Annotated in this window: 15 protein-coding genes; 7 read left to right on the top strand and 8 right to left on the bottom strand. The window is 59.5% G+C overall.

Annotation, left to right across the window (positions count from 1 at the left end; translation table 11 throughout):
* Window positions 1-2 precede the first annotated feature (2 nt).
* The 5 genes from ABVF61_RS09230 to ABVF61_RS09210 are packed head-to-tail and all read right to left on the bottom strand — an operon-like array spanning window position 3 to window position 5,022.
* Window positions 3-1,454: an aldehyde dehydrogenase family protein gene (locus ABVF61_RS09230; protein WP_353993221.1), complete on the bottom strand. Its 1,452-nt coding sequence runs from the start codon at window positions 1,452-1,454 to the stop codon at window positions 3-5.
* Entirely contained in the window at window positions 1,451-2,194 is a 744-nt protein-coding gene (locus ABVF61_RS09225; RefSeq protein WP_353993220.1) for a sulfotransferase-like domain-containing protein, read from the bottom strand. Before ABVF61_RS09225 ends, ABVF61_RS09230 begins: the two co-directional genes overlap by 4 nt.
* A complete protein-coding gene (locus ABVF61_RS09220) occupies window positions 2,187-3,035 on the bottom strand; it encodes an aspartate racemase/maleate isomerase family protein (RefSeq protein ID WP_353993219.1) in 849 nt (282 codons plus the stop codon). The genes ABVF61_RS09225 and ABVF61_RS09220 overlap by 8 nt, the downstream gene beginning before the upstream one ends.
* Complete coding sequence (locus ABVF61_RS09215) at window positions 3,035-4,117, bottom strand: aromatic ring-hydroxylating oxygenase subunit alpha (protein WP_353993218.1); 1,083 nt, start codon at window positions 4,115-4,117, stop codon at window positions 3,035-3,037. Before ABVF61_RS09215 ends, ABVF61_RS09220 begins: the two co-directional genes overlap by 1 nt.
* A complete protein-coding gene (locus ABVF61_RS09210) occupies window positions 4,114-5,022 on the bottom strand; it encodes a MurR/RpiR family transcriptional regulator (protein WP_353993217.1) in 909 nt (302 codons plus the stop codon). Before ABVF61_RS09210 ends, ABVF61_RS09215 begins: the two co-directional genes overlap by 4 nt.
* A gap of 76 nt (window positions 5,023-5,098) precedes the next feature.
* Here ABVF61_RS09210 and ABVF61_RS09205 point away from each other — a divergent pair, with 76 nt between their 5' ends.
* From ABVF61_RS09205 to ABVF61_RS09175, 7 genes are all read left to right on the top strand, one after another.
* The gene (locus ABVF61_RS09205) at window positions 5,099-7,579 is read left to right on the top strand and encodes an FAD-dependent oxidoreductase (RefSeq protein WP_353993216.1); all 2,481 of its coding nucleotides are present in this window, start codon (window positions 5,099-5,101) and stop codon (window positions 7,577-7,579) included.
* Window positions 7,576-8,670 carry an alcohol dehydrogenase family protein gene (locus ABVF61_RS09200; RefSeq protein ID WP_353993215.1) on the top strand — a complete coding sequence of 365 codons (1,095 nt, stop codon included), beginning with the start codon at window positions 7,576-7,578 and terminating at the stop codon, window positions 8,668-8,670. The genes ABVF61_RS09205 and ABVF61_RS09200 overlap by 4 nt, the downstream gene beginning before the upstream one ends.
* A complete protein-coding gene (locus tag ABVF61_RS09195) occupies window positions 8,667-9,779 on the top strand; it encodes a mandelate racemase/muconate lactonizing enzyme family protein (protein WP_353993214.1) in 1,113 nt (370 codons plus the stop codon). The genes ABVF61_RS09200 and ABVF61_RS09195 overlap by 4 nt, the downstream gene beginning before the upstream one ends.
* Window positions 9,776-10,891: a mandelate racemase/muconate lactonizing enzyme family protein gene (locus ABVF61_RS09190; RefSeq protein ID WP_353993213.1), complete on the top strand. Its 1,116-nt coding sequence runs from the start codon at window positions 9,776-9,778 to the stop codon at window positions 10,889-10,891. Before ABVF61_RS09195 ends, ABVF61_RS09190 begins: the two co-directional genes overlap by 4 nt.
* Complete coding sequence (locus ABVF61_RS09185) at window positions 10,888-12,012, top strand: mandelate racemase/muconate lactonizing enzyme family protein (protein ID WP_353993212.1); 1,125 nt, start codon at window positions 10,888-10,890, stop codon at window positions 12,010-12,012. The genes ABVF61_RS09190 and ABVF61_RS09185 overlap by 4 nt, the downstream gene beginning before the upstream one ends.
* A gap of 13 nt (window positions 12,013-12,025) precedes the next feature.
* Window positions 12,026-13,303, top strand: coding sequence for an aspartate aminotransferase family protein (locus ABVF61_RS09180; RefSeq protein WP_353993211.1), 1,278 nt, complete (start codon window positions 12,026-12,028; stop codon window positions 13,301-13,303).
* A gap of 131 nt (window positions 13,304-13,434) precedes the next feature.
* Window positions 13,435-14,685, top strand: a complete 1,251-nt coding sequence (locus tag ABVF61_RS09175) for a glycoside hydrolase family 3 protein (RefSeq protein WP_353993210.1) — start codon at window positions 13,435-13,437, stop codon at window positions 14,683-14,685.
* Here ABVF61_RS09175 and ABVF61_RS09170 read toward each other — a convergent pair.
* The 3 genes from ABVF61_RS09170 to ABVF61_RS09160 all read right to left on the bottom strand — a co-directional run bounded on the left by ABVF61_RS09170 (window position 14,679) and on the right by ABVF61_RS09160 (window position 18,169).
* Window positions 14,679-16,229 carry a TRAP transporter large permease gene (locus tag ABVF61_RS09170; protein ID WP_353993209.1) on the bottom strand — a complete coding sequence of 517 codons (1,551 nt, stop codon included), beginning with the start codon at window positions 16,227-16,229 and terminating at the stop codon, window positions 14,679-14,681. The genes ABVF61_RS09175 and ABVF61_RS09170 overlap by 7 nt on opposite strands.
* A complete protein-coding gene (locus ABVF61_RS09165; RefSeq protein WP_353993208.1) occupies window positions 16,226-16,729 on the bottom strand; it encodes a TRAP transporter small permease subunit in 504 nt (167 codons plus the stop codon). Before ABVF61_RS09165 ends, ABVF61_RS09170 begins: the two co-directional genes overlap by 4 nt.
* Before the next feature lie 342 nt (window positions 16,730-17,071).
* Entirely contained in the window at window positions 17,072-18,169 is a 1,098-nt protein-coding gene (locus tag ABVF61_RS09160; RefSeq protein ID WP_353993207.1) for a TRAP transporter substrate-binding protein, read from the bottom strand.
* Window positions 18,170-18,177 lie beyond the last annotated feature (8 nt).

Raw genomic sequence — 18,177 nt, 5'->3', positions numbered from 1 at the left:
TCTTACCTCAGTTTGATCGCGACATTTTTCGTTTGAACATAGTTGAGCAGCGCTTCGCGGCCCTTTTCGCGACCGTAGCCGGATTTGCCGAAACCGCCAAAGGGGGTTTCGACGCCGCCCGCGTACCATTCGTTGACAAACACCTGCCCGGCCCGCAGACCCCTGGTTGCCCGCATGGCGCGGTCGATATCGGATGTGAAAACGCCGGCAACCAATCCGTAAGGCGTTCCATTGGCGATACGGATGGCTTCTTCCTCGGTGCTGAATTTCAAGACGGACAGGACCGGGCCAAAGACCTCGTCATTGGCGACCGTCATGTCAGGCGACACGCCCGTCAGCACCGTCGGTTCGAGAAAGTATCCCGGGCGGTTCATCCGCCGTCCGCCCGTGGCGACCCTTGCGCCATCGCGCTCGGCCCTTGAGACCATTTCTGCCGCGCGCTGGCACTGACCTTCGGAGATCATCGGGCCCATGTTGGCGCCGAAGTCCGGAAACCCGAGGCCGTCGCCGACGTCGAGGTCTTCCGCCATGGCGACAATGCCGTCGACCAGCTTGTCGTGTACCTTTTCGTGGGCGACGACGCGGGACATCGCGGAGCAGACCTGGCCGGCATTGAAATAAATGCCCCAGCGGACATCGGAGAGAAACGCATCCAGTTCGGCATCGTCATGGACGATGGCGGCCGATTTGCCGCCGAGTTCGAGGACGCAGGGCACCACGTTCCGGGCAGCAGCGGTTGCGATGGCCGTTCCGGTTTGTACCGAGCCGGTGAAGACGATCTGGTTGACGCCGGGATGTGCGGTCAGTGCGGCGCCCGTATCCCTCCCGAGCCCGCAGATGATGTTGAGCGCGCCATTGGGCAGGCCGCAAGCGAGCGCGGCATCAGCAAAAAACCGGTTGGTGAGCGGGTCAAGTTCTGGTGTCTTGACGACCACGGAACAGCCGACAGCGAGCGCGGCCGACAGCGAACGTGCCGTCATTTCCATGGGGTAGTTCCACGGAATGATCTGGGCCGACACGCCGAACGGCTCATGGGTGGTGAAATCGAAATAGCCGCCGCCAAGCGGGATGGAGCGGCCTTCCATGGTTTCGGCCTGGTTGCCGTAATATTCAAAGTAGCGTGCCGCACCTTCAAGCTCGAGCCTGGCTTCCCAGAGCGGCTTGCCGGCTTCGCGCGTCAGGATCGGAGCAATTTCGTCGATCCGGTCGAGAATGTACTCTCCCATCTTTCGGACAATGCGGCCGCGCTCAACGGGGCGAAGATCCGACCAGGCACCGCTGGCACTCAAGGCCTTAGCCGCCGACACTGCACGATCAACATCGCTTTCGTCCGCGATCGCCTGATCCGCGACCCGCTCGCCGGTCGATGGATCGAGAATCTCGATATGTCCGGCGCCACCCTCGCAGTAGTCGCCGTCGATAAAATTGTGCCAATAGGCCGGAATGTCCGTCACTGGGCTCTGATCCTGTGAGAATGAAGTCTGTCGTAATGCGGTTTCATGCGCCGGTGGACGTGCTGCACGCGCGCGGGCGCATCGGCTAATTCGACGTAGCGGCGTTTTTGCGGCCGAAGCCCGGTCGAGTTTTTCAGGTTGGCGTGGAAGGAGCCGCCATCCCACCAGCTGTATTGGGCTGTGTCTGCCCCCGGTTCCCAGGTGAGAGCCTCTGCAATGAAGGGAATGCCGACCGCATCACAAAACGCTTTCACCGTGCCTTCCGGGTTTTCCAGAAGGTCGTCGCTGTCGATCACCGGCGGGGCCTTGCCGTCCAGGGCATGGATCAGATCAAACAGAGCCCGCTGTTCGGGAAAGCCGACTTCGGCGCTGTCGAAATCGGGCCATTTGTCATACATGGAGGTGATCGTGAGTGCCGGATCTCGGATCAGGAACGCATGGATGAAATGGGAGAGGAACTCTGCGTCCCACATGTGGCTGATGTAGTGCGGGAAGTCCTTGATGAAGACCGGGCCTGCTTCGGCCCGTGCCCGGATATCGTCCCAGACGCTTTCCAGGGTCAGCCCTGGGGTTGTCTCGTCACCCGGCTGCCAACGCGGCCAGAAGGGCTCCGCACCCTGGTACCATGCCTCGCCAAAGGGTTCATGAAGGCAATCCAGATCACCGCGCTGGCGCATCATCCATTCAAAGGCGGTGGACGTCGACCGGGGAACGGCCCAGAGAGCAACGATCTTATGCATCGAGTGTCTCCAACAGTCGTCCGTGCATGCCGTCCGGCGCCAGATTGAGCGAGCGGAAAATGCGCCAATAGAGAGCGGTGTCGTGCGCGATAACCGGTTTGCCGAGCTGCTCTTCCAGCTTTGGGGTCAGGTGCAGCATGCGCTGCGGCTGGCCGTTCTCTCCTGTGCGGAAATTGACCATGCCGTTGGCAAGATAGGCATCGGCGTTTGGGGCCATATCGGCAACATATTCGAAGCTGCGCCGTGCAAGATCACCATCAAAGATCCATCTCTTGCGGTTCACGTCGTCCTGGCTTTTGAACCAGCCTTGATCGACAAAATTTCCGGCCCATAAAACGTCGAAACCGGCTTCCTTGAGGAAACCGACGGTTCCCTGCCACCATTCCGGCCAATGATAGACGGCATTGAGGGCGACCTTTTCGACATTCATGGCTTTCAGGGCTTCAACCATCGCATAGCCGGCCATGTGAAAGGCAAGGCCATGCGTGTCGGAGAGCCGTTGGCAGAAATCAGCTATTCCTTGAACGCCCAGGCCAGAGGCGTGTACCCAGTTGGACCCGACCTGCGCGCACACATCGGCACCATTGTTGGCCATCACGGCCGCGAAATCCTCGAGCATATCGAAGTTCTGCGAACGCTGGTCGAGGCGATGCCGGTAGTCCGGAACGTGAAGCATCCAGCCATGCACACCGACACTCGCCGGTGCAATACGCAGGAAATCACTTGGGGCGGCATCCCAGTCGTGAGGCGGGCAGGTGAAGCCGACCTGATGCGGAAACAGTTTCTGGTCTTCGGTCCATTCCAGCGGCATACCCTGCGCTTCGGACCCGGGCGCGATCATCAGACTTCCCGCATCCAGCTCTGCAGCGTCTTGACGGAGTGTTCGGAATTGACGCCACAGGCCGGATCAAGGACGAGTGGACCAGGCTTGTATCCACGGCTTCGCAATCCGCGCTGGACGGATTCCACCAGATAGATGTCTTCTTCAACCGTCGTGGACCGGTCCTGAACCGCGAGGCGCCGGATGGTTTCGCTATCGACACCATCAACCGTGTACCAGCCGCGCCAGACAATCACGTGACCGGCGTCGATTGCGCGCCAGTGATAGGTGTTCAGAACATTTCCGGGATAGACCTGGAACGAGAACAAGGGCCAAAGGTACCAGGAGGAATAATCGCCGGCATGTTCGTTCGACGTGAGGTCGACGTCATAGGTCATGCGGTCGAGGTTCTGGCATTCGGTCGTGTGCCGGAGACAGTATCCTTGTGGCTGGATGTCATAGGTCTCTGGTTTGACCACGCCTGTGGCGAAGGTGGGGTGGTTGATGGGGCAATGATAGCATTCGGAATAATTTTCCACCGAGACCTTCCAATTGCAGTTCTCGGATATTTCCACCCATTCGAGTGGCTTTAGCCTGTCAATATGCGGAACAAAGGCGCGCAGCTCCTCGCGGACATTTGGGAACCAGTCGTCCATGGGCTTTGCGTCCGGATCAAGGTTCACGAAGAGGAACCCGCAAAAGTCCTCGATGCGCACCGAAGTCAGGCAGATCTTGCTGCGGTCGAAACCGGGCACGGCCCGGACATTCGGGCCTGAGCGCAATCCGCCGGTCAGCTCGTAGGTCCAGCTGTGATAGGGGCAGACCAGGAGCTTGGTGTTGCCTTCGCCCTGCACCAGCTGGTGCGCGCGGTGCTGACAGACATTGTAGTAAGCCCTGAGCTCGCCTTCCCGGTCGCGCAGGCAGATGATGCTTTCGTCAGCAATGTCGATGGTGAAATAGTCTCCGGGCTTTTCGAGCAGCGAAACATGCCCGGCAAATTGCCACGTTCGCGCAAGCAGCCCTGCCTTTTCGCGTTCGAAGTGCTCCGGATCCGTGTAATAGTGGGCTTCAAGCGAATGGACGAGCTGGTTGTGAACGTTCATGAGCGGTCCTTCCACTCTTCCTGGTAGAGCCCCATCTTGTGGCGGCGTGTGTGAAAGCGGTCGATGCTTGAAATCACGTCTTCGGGCGCATCGGCGATGACGAAGGCGAGCAGCGTTTCAAGCAGCGCAATTGTCGAAACGGACGAAGGGAAAAACTGAGGCGTTTCCGCGTCGACGACGAACGCATGATCGCTGCAGACGACAATGGGCGAGGCCGGACTGTCGGAAATGGCGACGATGGTCAGTCCCTGTTCGCGTGCCGTTTCCACGGCGGCGATGACATCCGTGCGGTAGGGTTTGCAGGTCATGGCGACGAGCACATCGCGCTCATCCGCACGGGCAAGATCATCGGTAGCAACAGACCCCATCCTCGGAATGGTCCAGATCGTATCGACTGCCATGTCAGCGAGGTAGGAGAAGTTGCGCGCGTTGGAATTGTTCACGCCAACGCCGAGAACGTAGGTATGGCGCGCATTCACGATTGCATCGGCGGCCGCCTTCATCGCGTTGGCGTCTGTTGCGGCGAAGGTGTTCTCGATATTGGAGATCGCGCAGGCTGCCATTTCCGCGAAGAGTGCGCCCAGCTGACCGCCCTTGGCGAGCGACTGAAGCCAACGTGCCCGGTCCGGGAAATCCGTACCACGACTGCGGATCGCTTCGCGGAACGGATGGCGAAAGTCTTCGTACCCATCGAAGCCGACCGAGCGCGCCATACGCACGAACGTGTTCGGTTTCACGCCTGCTGCATCCGCAATTTCGCGGATTGAGCTCACGCCGACATCGTTAGGATTTTCAAGCACATAGCTCGCAGCCTTGCGCAGCTCCGGCGTCAGGTCCTCAAGCTCCGAGGCAAGCTCGGTGAGAACCTCTTGAGGGGCTTTCAAATCCGTTTTTGGTACGATCATATCATTCATGATTGACGAGAGTACATTTGTACAATTACGATGTCCATCGAAAAATCACCGGCCTGGGAGATCACACGTGTCGGAAACCGGAACCTCCAAACTGCCGTCTTCGGCCCGCGTCGTCATCGTTGGCGGCGGCATCATGGGCTGCGGCCTTGCCTACCATCTGGCTCATGAAGGCTGCACGGATGTCGTTCTTCTGGAAAAGGCGGAGCTGACCTCCGGCTCGACCTGGCATGCAGCCGGGCAGATCACGCATTCGACATCAAGTTTCGGCCTTGGAAAGTGCGTCGGCTACAACATCGATCTCTATGCCGGGAAGCTTGAGGAGGAAACGGGTCAGTCAGTGACCTGGCACGGGTGCGGCTCGTTCCGGCTGGCTTACACCGAAGACGAAATGGACTGGCTCCGGCACACGATGAGTGTCGGCAGGGCGCTGAAGTTTCCAATGGAAATGGTCGGGCCGGACCGTATTCGCGAGCTTCATCCGTTCTACAATCTTGATGGTGTCCTCGGCGCGCTGCACACACCTGACGACGGTCACGCGGATCCTTCCGGGGTCACGCAGGCGTTGGCCATCGGTGCGCGCAAGCTCGGTGTGAAGATCATTCGCCGCTGCCGCGCAACCGATATCAAGCAGCAGGCCAATGGTGAGTGGAAGGTCTCCACGGAACTCGGCGACATCACCTGCGAACACGTGGTCAACGCGGGCGGAACCTACGCCCGGCAAATGGGGGAGTGGAGCGGGTTGCAACTGCCCATGACCTCCATGACCCACCATTATATCGTCACGGATACCGTTCCGGAGTTCAAGGAACTGGATAAGGAACTGCCGGTCATCCGCGACGACAAGCTTGTCTCCGGCTACATCCGCATGGAGCAGAAGTCCGGTCTGATCGGGATCTACGAGAAGGAAAACCCGAACACCGTTTGGGAAGACTTCTGTCCGTGGGAAGCGGAGAACGAGCTTTTCGAAGCCGATTACGACCGCATCATGCCATGGCTGGAAAATGCCATGGACCGTATGCCGATCTTCGCTGAACTCGGCATCAAGCGCGAAGTCCACGGAGCAATCTCGCATCCGCCCGACGGCAACCCGCTGATCGGTCCGGCTCCGGGCGTCAAGAATTACTGGTGCTGCTGTGGAACCCAGATCGGTATCGGCTGGGGACCGGGCCTGACCCGTGAACTTGCGCGTTGGATCGTTCACGGCTCGGCGGACATCTCCATGCGTGAATTCGATCCGCGCAGGTTCGGCGGTTACGCCGACAAGGACTGGCAGGTCGTCAAAGCCAAGGAAGACTATTGCCTCCGCCATGAAATCCCGTTCCCGCATTTCAACCGGCTGGAAGGCCGCCCGATCAAACCCAGCCCGCTTTACGACCGCCTGAAGGAAAAGGGCGCGGTCTATGAAGAGGTCTACGGGCACGAACGCCCGCGCTGGTTTGCAAAGGACGGTCTTGAGCAGCGGGATTACTATTCCTTCAGACGCGCCGCCTGGCACGAAGCCGTGGCAAAGGAAACGAAAGCCGTAAGGACGACGGCCGGGATCATGGACATTTCGGCTTTCACCAAGATCGAGCTGTCCGGCCCGGATGCGGAACGCTATCTGGACAGGTTGGTCGCCAATCGGTTGCCGAAGAAAGTCGGCGGCATCGCTCTTACTCATATGCTCAACCGGCGCGGCCGGATTGAAATGGAGCTGACCGTGGTTCGGCTTGCCGAAGACCGGTTCTACCTGGTGTGTGCCGCATTCTTCGAGCAGCGGCTTCTGGATCATCTGGCCCAGAACCTGGAAGGTGAAGACGCGACGATCACGAACCGTTCCAACGAATGGGGCGCAATGACACTCAATGGCCCGCTTGCTCGCGATATCCTGGCACCGAACACGACAGCAGCCCTCGACAACGCGTCGTTCCGCTGGCTGACCGCCCAGGAAATCGAGGTCGCCGGTCACAAGGTCTGGGCATTCCGCATGTCCTATGCCGGTGAGCTCGGTTGGGAATTCCATATCCCCCGCGAGCATATGCTGGAAATCTATGATGCGCTCTGGTCAACGGGCGAACCGCTCGGATTGAAGGATTACGGCTCCTTTGCCATGAATGCGCTTCGCCTTGAAAAGGGCTTCAAGGGCGCCGGTGAACTGACCAATGAAGTGACGCTGCCCGAAGCCGATGTGATGCGGTTCGTGAAGCTTGATAAAGGCGATTTTCTGGGCAAGGCGGCCACGGAAAAGAGCGCGGCGGCGAGCAATCTGCCGTGGGTTTGCGTTTATCTCGAAATCGAGCCCGACGGTCTTGAGGACGGACACGGCGGCGAGGCGGTTCTGATGGATGGCCGGCCGGTGGGAGCGACCAGCTCTGTCGCCTTCGCACATTCGGTCGGCAAAATCCTTGCCTTTGCCTATGTCGAGCCTGAAGCCGCTCAGCCTGGGCGCGCGCTTGAAGTGGTTATCATGAACAATCGCCGTAAGGCCCGCATTCTGGACGCCCCCGCTTACGACCCGGAGAGCATTCTTCCCAGAACAGACGCGCCTGTCGGAGTGGCAGCCGAATGACAATACCTGCAACAATGAAAGCCATGGTCCTGAAAGGCCATGGAGGGCTTGACCAGATTGTCTGGCACGAAAACTGGCCGACGCCGAAACCCGGCCCGGGAGAGGTTCTGATCAAGGTCGGTGCGTGCGGACTGAACAATACCGACGTCAACACGAGGTCCGGCTGGTATTCGAAAACCGTCTCCGACGCGACCACGGGCGGGGCCTACGAGGAGGTCGGGCAGGAAGATCCGACCTGGGGTGGAGCGCCGATTACATTTCCGCGTATTCAAGGCGCCGATGCGGTTGGAGAGGTTGTCGGCCTCGGCGACGGCACTCCTCACGATCTGCTGGGAAAGCGGGTGATGGTAGACGGATGGGTCCGTGACTGGTCGGATCCCTTCAACCGCGACAAGGCCGGATATTTCGGCTCGGAATGTGACGGGGGATATGCCGAATACACAGTCGCCAACGCCAAGAATGTCGGTGCAGTTGAGTCCAATTTGAGCGATGCGGAACTGGCGACGTTCTCGTGTTCCTACACGACGGCCGAGGGAATGCTCAGCCGGGCGAAGGTTACCGAAGCGGACACGGTTCTTGTCTCCGGAGCTTCCGGAGGCGTCGGATCTGCTGTTGTCCAACTTGCCAAACGCCGCGGCGCGACGGTGGTCGCGACGGCCTCCACGTCAAAGCACGCGGACGTAAAGGCGCTCGGAGCGGACGTACTTCTGGACCGCGCGCCGGAGGATCTCGGCGCGGCTCTGAAGGCAGCCCTTGGACGGGAGACCGTTTCCGTGGTGTCCGATATCGTTGGAGGGCCCTACTGGGGCAAGCTGATCGATGTCCTGGAGCGTGGCGGGCGGTACACCTGTTCAGGCGCGATTGCCGGGCCGATCGTCGAGCTGGATCTCAGGACCTTCTATCTAAAGGATCTTTCGCTCATCGGGTCCACCGTCGTGGAACCTCATATCTTCAAGGATCTTGTCGGCTATATCGAACGCGGCGAAGTGAAACCTGCCTTGGCCGCGACCTATCCCCTCAAGGATTTTCACGCGGCGCAGACCGCCTTCATTGAGAAGAAGCACACGGGAAACATCGTGGTGATCCCATGAAGATCACGCGCGTACGCATCTTCAAGACGGATCTCCCCTATGTCGACGGCAGCTACGGCTGGGGTGCCGGCAACGCCATTTCGACGGCCCGGGCCTCTGTTGTGGTCATGGATACGGATGCGGGTCTTTCCGGCTGCGGCGAGTTCACACCCTGCGGTGAGAATTACATGGTTGCGCATTCAGAAGGAGTTGAGGCGCTCGCCCGGCTCGTCGCACCCGCGCTTATCGGTGAGGACCCGCGCCAGGTCGCCCGCATTGAACAACTGCTGGATCATCTTGTGCAGGGACATGGCTACGCGAAGGCCCCGTTCGATGCCGCATGTTGGGATATTGCCGGAAAGGCACTGAATGCACCGGTCTGGATGCTGCTCGGCGGCAAGCTGACGGACGGAGCGCCGATGTACCGGGTCGCCCCGCACCGCTCGACGGAAGAAACGGTCGCCGAACTGGAGCGTCACCGCGCAAGCGGATACCGGCAATTTCAGATCAAGGTCGGCGCGAACTGGGTCGAGGATATCGAACGGATCCGCGCCGTAGTTCCGCTGCTTAAACCGGGCGAAAAGGCGATGGCGGATGCCAACCAGGGTTGGCGTGTCGACAACGCGCTCAGGGTCGCAAGGGCGACGCGGGATCTTGATTTCATTTTCGAACAGCCCTGCCGCACATACGAAGAGTGCCTGCAGGTGCGCAGCCGGATCGACTTGCCGATGAAGCTGGATGAGTGCGTCACCGGCATGCAGGCAGCGCAGCGGATCGTGGCCGACCGGGCTGCGGATCTGGTGTGTCTGAAAATTTCCAATCTGGGCGGGCTCTCGAAAGCGCGGCGTGTGCGTGATTTCTTCATCGATAACCGCATTCCGGTTGTCTCGGAGGACACCTGGGGCGGAGAGATTGCCACGGCCACACTGGCGCATTTTGCGGCCTCAACACCGGCGGAGTTTCTGCAGAACACGACCGATCTTCACAATTACAACACCCGCTCGACCGGATATCCGGGACCGAGAACCGAAGACGGAAAGCTCTACGCATCCGATGGGCCGGGCCTCGGCGTCGAACCCGATTTCGACAGCCTTGGTGTACCGGTTGCCGAATACGGAGTGGCGGCATGAGGATTTCCAGGATCAGCGTCTGGCAGGTCGACCTTCCACTCTCCAAGCCCTATTGGCTATCGGGCGGACGGCTGAAATTCGAGACAATCGACAGCACCTTCGTGCGGATCGATACAGATGAGGGCCTTTCCGGCTGGGGCGAAGGCTGTCCCTGGGGGCACACTTATCTCCCGGCTCACGCCCCGGGATTGCGGTCGGCGATCGAATTGCTGGCGCCGGCGCTTCTGGGGCGGGATCCGCGTGCGCTCGATGAGATCAACCGGACCATGGATGTCCAGCTTCCAGGGCACCCTTACGCCAAATCACCGATCGACATTGCCTGCTGGGATCTTCTCGGCAAGGCCACCGGTGAGCCTCTCTGGCGCATGCTGGGTGCGGAAATACCTGCGCCCGTCGCGATTAACTCGTCCATTTCGACAGGGTCGCCCGAGGAGATGATTGCCCTGATCCACGAGGCCAGCGCCAAAGGTTACCGGACGCATTCGGCGAAGGTTGGCGGCAGTGACTTTGCCGCCGATATCGAACGCATTGAAGCGATTTCCGCGGCCTTGCCGAAGGGTGAACAAGTTACGTTCGACGTGAACAGGGCCTGGACCCCGGGCGTTGCGCTGCAGGTCTTGAATGCCGTTTCGGCGCGCGATTGGATCGAACAGCCCTGCGAGACGTTGGATGAATGCGCTGCGGTCGCTGAAAAGGTGCCTCAACCAATCATGCTGGATGAATGCCTGCACACGTTTCAGGATCATCTTCAGGCCTGGAAATCGGGCGCGTGTCAGGGCGTCAAGGTCAAACCCAACCGGGTTGGCGGATTGACCAAGGCGCGGCGTATCCGAGATTTCGGCGTTTCGGTCGGCTGGCAGATGCACATCGAAGATACGGGCGGAAGTGCCTTTGCCGACACGGCGACGCTGCACCTCGCCGCATCGACACCGGGCCCAAACAGGCTTGCCAGCTGGCTGTGTCATGCGCATCTGGCTGTGGATCCGGTTCCGGGGCAGGGCGCGCGCAATCAAGACGGTTATGTCATTTTCAGCGATGCGCCCGGAGTTGGCGTTACACCGGAGCCGGCGGCGCTCGGAGAGCCTGTTGCGGTTTTTGGAGGGGGCGCATGAGCAACTATCCCGACACTCAAATCACTGGGCTGACACTCTGGAAGGTGCCTCTGACCAGCCATGAAACCTACTACATGGCCGACGGCAAAACGTGCGCGACGGTCGACAGTATGGTCTTGCGGATCGATACGGACCAGGGTGTCAGCGGGTGGGGCGAAGTCTGTCCAATTCCGCACTACCTGCCTGCCTACGCGAATGGCGTCGCCCCGGCGCTTGCAGAACTGGCGCCGGTCTTGATCGGGGCAAATCCGATCGGCGTGGAAGCTCTTATGTCGGCTTGCCGGAAACACCTGCTCGGTCACGTCTACGCACAGTCCGCGATCGACATTGCCCTTTGGGATCTGACGGGCAAGGCCTGCGGCGTTCCGGTTTCCACGTTGCTTGGCGGCAGACAGGCGGCCGATCTGCCGCTCTATCATTCCATCACCTGCATCGCACCTGAGGATATGGCGCGCATCGCCAAGGACGCGCTGGCCACTGGGATGCGGCAAATCCAGGTGAAACTCGGCGCTGACGATAATTGGGAAGCAGATGTTGCCAGGCTCAGGATGGTGCGTGAGGCCATTGGCCCGGGACCACTTGTCTATGGCGACTGGAACTGCGGAGCAAGCCGGCTGGATGCAACAAGGGTCGGGCGCGCCGTCCGCGATCTTGATGTCATGCTGGAGCAGCCCTGTGCCACGCTTGAAGAATGTGCCTCGGTCCGCGCGGCCACGGGCCTGCCGATGAAGCTCGATGAAACCGCACATGACACGGCGAGCCTCTTCAAGGCCTATGAACTTGGCTGCATGGATGCAGTTGCGCTCAAGCTGTCGAAGTTTGGAGGAATTTCTGAGCTTCGGCGCGCGCGCGATCTTTGCCTGCATTTCGGTGCGAAGATGTGCGTTGAAGATACCTGGGGCTCGGATATTGCCACTGCCGCCGCATTGCATGTCGCGGCTTCGTCGCCGCCCGAGAATGTCCTGAATGTATGCGACCTCTCGAACTATGTTTATCCGCGTCTGGATCCGGATGCACCGGTCCGTTCCAAAGGTCGAATTTCTGCACCTGCCGGTCCCGGTCTTGGCGTAACGCCAAACCCGGACGTTCTGGGCGAACCCGTCCTATCGCTTGCTGCCTGAAGGAGGCTGTCAGATGAAAACCACGATTTCCCAGGACGACTGGAAAGCCCGCGCTGCTGAAGTTCTGCCGGCGGCCGGTTTCGGCAACTTCGATCCGGGCGTCATCCTGCGAGAGGGCAGAGGATCGCGCGTATGGGACGAGGACGGGAAGGAATTTATCGACTATCTGATCGGGTCCGGACCGATGATCCTGGGCCATGGCCATCCTGAAGTTCAGGACGCCGTTCAGGAACAGCTCGGCAAGGGCATGACCTTCTTCACCAACAATGCGCGCGGGATCGAGCTTGCCGAAGTCCTGGTCGAGGCGGTGCCCTGCGCAGAGCAGGTGCGGTATGTGTCGACAGGCGGTGAAGCGGACATGTATGCCATGCGGCTCGCGCGCGCTTTCACAGGCCGGGACAAGATCCTGAAATTCGAGGGCGGCTACCATGGGATGTCCGGTGAAGCACTGATGAGCCTGTCACCACGCAAGCTCGTCAACTTTCCGCAGGCCGTTCCAGACTCTGCGGGTATTCCCGAAAGCGTCCGCGACAACATGCTGATCGCCCCGTTCAACGACGCGGAATTTGTCGAATCTCTTATCGAAGAGCATGCCGGTGAGATTGCCTGCGTGATCGTTGAGCCCCTGCAACGGCTCATTCCGCCAGCGCCCGGTCTCCTGAAAGCGCTCAGAGATCTGACGAGCAAGCATGGCATCGTTCTTATTTTCGATGAAGTTGTGACCGGCTTCCGGTTCGCCTATGGCGGCGCGCAGGAATACTACGGCGTCACGCCGGATCTGTGCACGCTTGGCAAGATCATCGGCGGCGGTTTCCCGCTGGCAGCGATTGCCGGCAAGAAGGAGATCATGGCCCATTTCGACAAGGGGGTTGTCGGAGACGAGGGCTTCACGTTTCAGATCGGAACGTTGAGCGGCAATCCCGTTGCCAGCATCGCGGGCTTGAAGACGCTGGAAATCCTGAAGCGTCCGGGTGCCTATGAGCAGTTGCGCCAGAACGGCGCGCGGCTCATGAGCGCCTTCAAAACGCATCTCGATGCTGCCGGTATTGCACACCAGATCGTCGGTGAGCCGTTTTTGTTCGATGTCGTCTTCACCGATCAACCGGTCCGAAACTATCGCGATATGTTTAAAAACGATGGCGCAAAGGCGAAGGCGTTCAATCAAAGCCTGCGCGCGCGCGGCATTCTGAAACCCGACAGCAAACTCTATGCGCATCTTGCGCTTACCGAAGAGGATCTGCGCCAGACCGAAGCAGCACTGGAGACGGCTGCTCAATCGCTGGTGGCCTGACGGGACAGTTAACTGCCGGATATCGGCTGGCCCTTCGACCCGATGAAGGCGAACTAGGCTGAACTTGTGTGAAAATACGCTCCGATGCCTTATCTAAGTCTCGAAAGAGGCTGGGCGGCTCGGAGACGTTCATGAATGTGCCTATTGGGGCGAGTGTAATCATCATTTGTGCGTTGCTTGTTGTCGCAAGCAGCTTCGGCAGCGCGTTTGCCGAGGTTCGGGCACAGCATGATGGCAGTGATCCCGCGTCAGAGGAAACGGTCAGCCTGAAAGACAAAATCGGCCAGATGATCCTGGTCGGTTTTCTCGGAAATACGTCAGACAGAAAAGGGTTCAGGCGCGTTCGTGACCAGATGGAAGCCGGTGAAATCGGCGGCGTGCTTTATCTCGGGCGGAACCTGAAGGACCGGAAAACTGTCCGGCAGATGAATGCGGTTCTGAAGGACGCTGCGCCGACGCACCTGCCGCCCCTCATTGCGATTGATCAGGAGGGTGGAAAGGTCCAGCGTCTCAAGCGCTATCACGGCTTTCCCGATACACCCTCGGCGAAACGCATGGCGCGCCGGTATACCCCTGAAAAAGCAGAGACGGCCTATGGCACCCTCGCAGAAGGGCTTGCCGACTGGGGCTTCACGCTTAATCTCGGTCCTGTTGTCGATGTCGACGTCCACCGGCGCAACCCGATTATCGGACGGCTGGGACGATCTTACTCTTCCGATCCGGAACGCGTCGCAGCCTACGGAGCTGCCTTTGTATCCGCACACAGGGATCATGGTATCCTGACGGCGCTGAAGCACTTTCCCGGGCACGGTTCCAGCCGGACAGACAGCCACAAGGGTGCCGTCGACATTTCAAGAACCTGGAGCGCGGACGAGTTGGTGCCGTTTCGCCAGCTGATCGCAGAGAACAAGGTTGATCTGATCATGACGGCACATGTGATCAACCGGGCACTTGAGGAAACGCACAAGAACCGTCCCATGTCGCTTTCTGAGACCGCACTTGTAGAGATCCTGCGCAGCGACCTTGGATTTACCGGCGTCATCATTTCCGACGACATTCAGATGGATGCGATCCGGAGGAACTTTGCGCTGGAGGATGCGGTCCTGAAAGCCGTCCATGCACAAACCGACATACTGCTCTTTGCCAATGACAAACGACCGGATCCGGATATTCCCGAAAAGGTGGCGGGTATTCTATTGGACGCTGCCGAGGATGACCCGCTTCTGGTCGATAAAATCAATGCGGCCTATGAGCGGATTCTGGCTCTGAAAAGCCGGTTGAAGCAGCTTCAGCCACGCCTGTCCACTTCAACCGGGACTGTAAGTCCGTTGCCGGCAATCACGCCGGGAGATCACCTGTGTGCACTGTCGCCCGCTCAATAAAGCGAGCGCGGCAACCATGTTGCGAGGATTGGAAACAGCCACAGGATTGCGACTGCCACCACCTGTAGGAAGATAAACGGGACGACCCCGCGATAGATCTGTCCGGTCGTGATTTCCTTGGGCGCCGCGCCGCGCAGGTAAAACAGGGAAAAGCCGAAGGGTGGTGTCAGGAAGGATGTCTGCAGGTTGATCGCGATCAGGACCGTCAGCCAGATCGGGTCGATGCCCATCAGAATGAGCGGCGGGATCAGCACAGGCAGCAGGATCACCGAGATCTCGACGAAATCGAGAAAGAAGCCGAGCACGAAGACGAACAGCATTGCAAAAATCAATGCGCCTGTCGCACCGCCGGGCATTTCGTTGAGGATCGCATGAACCCTGTCCTCACCGCCGAGACCAACAAAGACCAGCGAGAAGAAACTGGCCATGAGGATGGTTGCGAAAATCATGGAGGTCACGGTGAGGGTCGACAGAAGCGATGCCTTTAAAAGACCATCAGCAAAGGCCGCGACCAGAATGCGCAGGACAACACCGAGCGCGAAGATTGCGAGACCGGCATAAAGTCCGGCCAGCAGATAACCGCCTAGTGTCACATCGGAGCGCTGTAGACGGACCGGCAACGCCGTCGCAGCAACCGCCAGCACGAGCAAGGCGAGGGTCGCAAGGACAATCAACCTAGTGGAAACGCCAAGACGGCGGCCGGCCAGTAATATGGCGCCGATCGCCCCGACGGAGGCAGCTTCGTTAGGAGACGCTATCCCGCCCAGAATGGACCCGAGGACGGCGATGATCAGGAGGATCGGAGGAACGATCGCGGCGGCGATTTCCTGCGTGGATGGTTTTTCGACGTCCTCGCGCATGGCCGGCGCATCGCTCGGAAACAGCCTGGCGCGCGCGAGGATGTAGACGCAATAGACAACGACCAGCAGCAGGCCGGGGACCATGGCGGCGGCAAAGGTCTGTCCGACCGAGATGGTTTCGATGGTGAATTTGCCCTGCGCATATTGTGCCTGCTGGAAGGCGTTCGACATGACGTCGGCCAGGATGATGAGAAGCGTCGAGGGCGGTATGATCTGGCCGAGCGTTCCGGCCGTGCAGACCATGCCTGAGGCGAGCTTGGGATCATAGCCGTTGCGCAACATCGTCGGCAGGGCGATGAGGCCCATGGCGACCACCGTTGCACCGACAATGCCCGTTGAAGCCGCCAGTAGCGCGCCGACAAGCACGACGGAGACGCCGAGACCGCCGTTCATGCGCCCGAAAAGGCGCCCCATGGTCTCAAGCAGGTCTTCCGCGATCCGGCTCTTTTCCAGGATGACGCCCATTAACACAAAGAGCGGGATCGCTGTCAGGACCGGATTGATGAGAACGCCGAAAAACCGTTGGCCCATGGCGCCCATCAGCTGGATGTTGAAGTCACCCAGCATCCAGCCAAGAAGCGCAAAACCCGTGGCAACACCGGCAATGGTGAACGCGACGGGATAGCCCAGAAGGATGAACGCGATGAGCGCACCGAACATGATGAGATCGAGCGGAAGGCTCATGCGCCGGTGCCTCGCAGCTTAAGAATATCGCGCAGGAAGGCGGCAACGCCCTGGATCAGCAGCAGCACGCAGTAGGCCGGGATCAGCGTCTTGAGCAGATAGGAGGCCGGAATGCCACCAACGGAAATCGGACCTTCCAGTATGGCCCAGCTTCCACGTACATACGGCCACGAGAACCAGATCAGGACGATAAGGGCAGGGGTAAGCAGGAAGAGATGACCGAAGAGATCGATCCAGGCCTGGGTGCGTTCAGAACATTTGGCATAGAAAATGTCGACCCTGACATGGGCGTTGACGAGAAACGTATAGCCTGCGCCAAGCATGAAAAGCGCGGCATGGAAATAGAGCACGCCTTCATCCAGAAAAATGTAGCTGTAGCCGAAAACATAGCGCAGGAGCACGATCACGAACTGCAGGAGCAGCATGGCAAGCGCCGTCCAGCACAGCATGTTGCCGATGATTGAATTGACGCGCTCCAGCACGCCCGCGAGTCGTTCCATTCCCCGTTAGCTCCCCGGCTTTTCGGTCTTGCCTGAAACATCAGATCCCGATGGCGACCCCAATGCCGTCGTTTGTCATCCCGTTTTGAGGCGAAGCGGCAAGACCGGCACCCCGCGGTGCAATTTCCGATTTATCAAACACTCTCCTCATCCTGAGGAGGGCCATCAGGCCCGTCTCGAAGGATGGGCAGCAAACTCCAGGAGCAAGTGGCCCATCCTTCGAGACAGCGCTGTCACACTTCCTCAGGATGAAGAGGCATGCGAGGATAAATTTGTTTCCACGAACGGGGGAAGGGAGAAGACTCCCTTCCTCAGGGTTTTTCTCTGGTGAAAACAGACCGGTCAGTCGTACTTGTAGTCGAGCAGGCGGGCGTTCATCTGCCCGTTGTCGGCGTAGGGCATGTATTCGTGCATCAAGGTCCGATAGGCGAGGAAGCTTTCCGTGATGCGCTTGACCAGTTCGTCGTCGCTTGCGCGCAGGTCTGCGATCACTTCACCGGCGGCGTTGCCCATTGCAACGATGACGTCGTCCGGCAGTTTGCGCACCATGACATCATGTTCGTTGACGAGCTGGGTCAGTGCCTGCGCGTGCTTGGTGTTGTATTCGGTGAGAACGTCATTGTAGAGGCTGGCGCAGGCCTGCGACACAGCTGCCTTCAAGTCATCCGGAAGGTCGTTGTAGGCCTCCAGATTGACCGCACATTCTTCGGCAGAGGACGGCTCGCCGACGCCGGGCCAATAGTAATTCTTGGCAATCTGGTAGTAGCCGAGCGCGCTGTCTGTCCAGGGGCCGATGAATTCGCCGGCGTCGAGCGCGCCAGACTGGAGTGCCTGGAACATGGCCGGACCGCTCATGGCCTGCACTGCCATGCCGAGCTTGGAGCACATTTCGGATGCAAGGCCGGTGGAGCGGAATTTCAGGCCTTTCAGGTCGTCGACGCTGTTGATTTCAGTCCGGAACCAGCCTGCCCATTGCGGGCCGGAGTTGCCGCAAAGGAATGGCTTCAGGTTGAAGCGGGCATAGATTTCGTCATAGAGCGGCTGTCCGCCGCCATGGATCAGCCAACCGGCCTGTTCCGGTGCTGTCAGGCCAAAGGGCTGCGACCCAAAGAGCAGGATCCCTTTTGACTTGGACCCCCAATAAGCGGGAACGGCGTGATAAAGCTCTGCCGTACCCTGGCCGACAGCATCGAAGACGCCATTGCCCGGAACGATTTCTCCGGCGGCGAACAATTTGACCTCGATGCGCCCGCCGGACAGCGCAGTGATGCGATCGGCAAGCATCTGTGCGGCAACGCCCGGGCCCGGAAGATTCTTTGGCCACGCCGTGACCATGCGCCATTGACGAATGTCCTGGGCAATGGCAGGCGATGCCAATGCAGCGGTCGTGACAGCTGCGGTTCCGGCCGCGCCGGCTTTTAGAAAATCACGTCTTTTCATGGTTTTAC

The organism is Roseibium sp. HPY-6 (genome assembly GCF_040530035.1).
In the GTDB taxonomy this organism is placed as follows: domain Bacteria; phylum Pseudomonadota; class Alphaproteobacteria; order Rhizobiales; family Stappiaceae; genus Roseibium.
The sequence above is the reverse complement of the archived record's forward strand: the minus strand, read 5'-3'. Positions and strand labels throughout refer to the sequence as shown.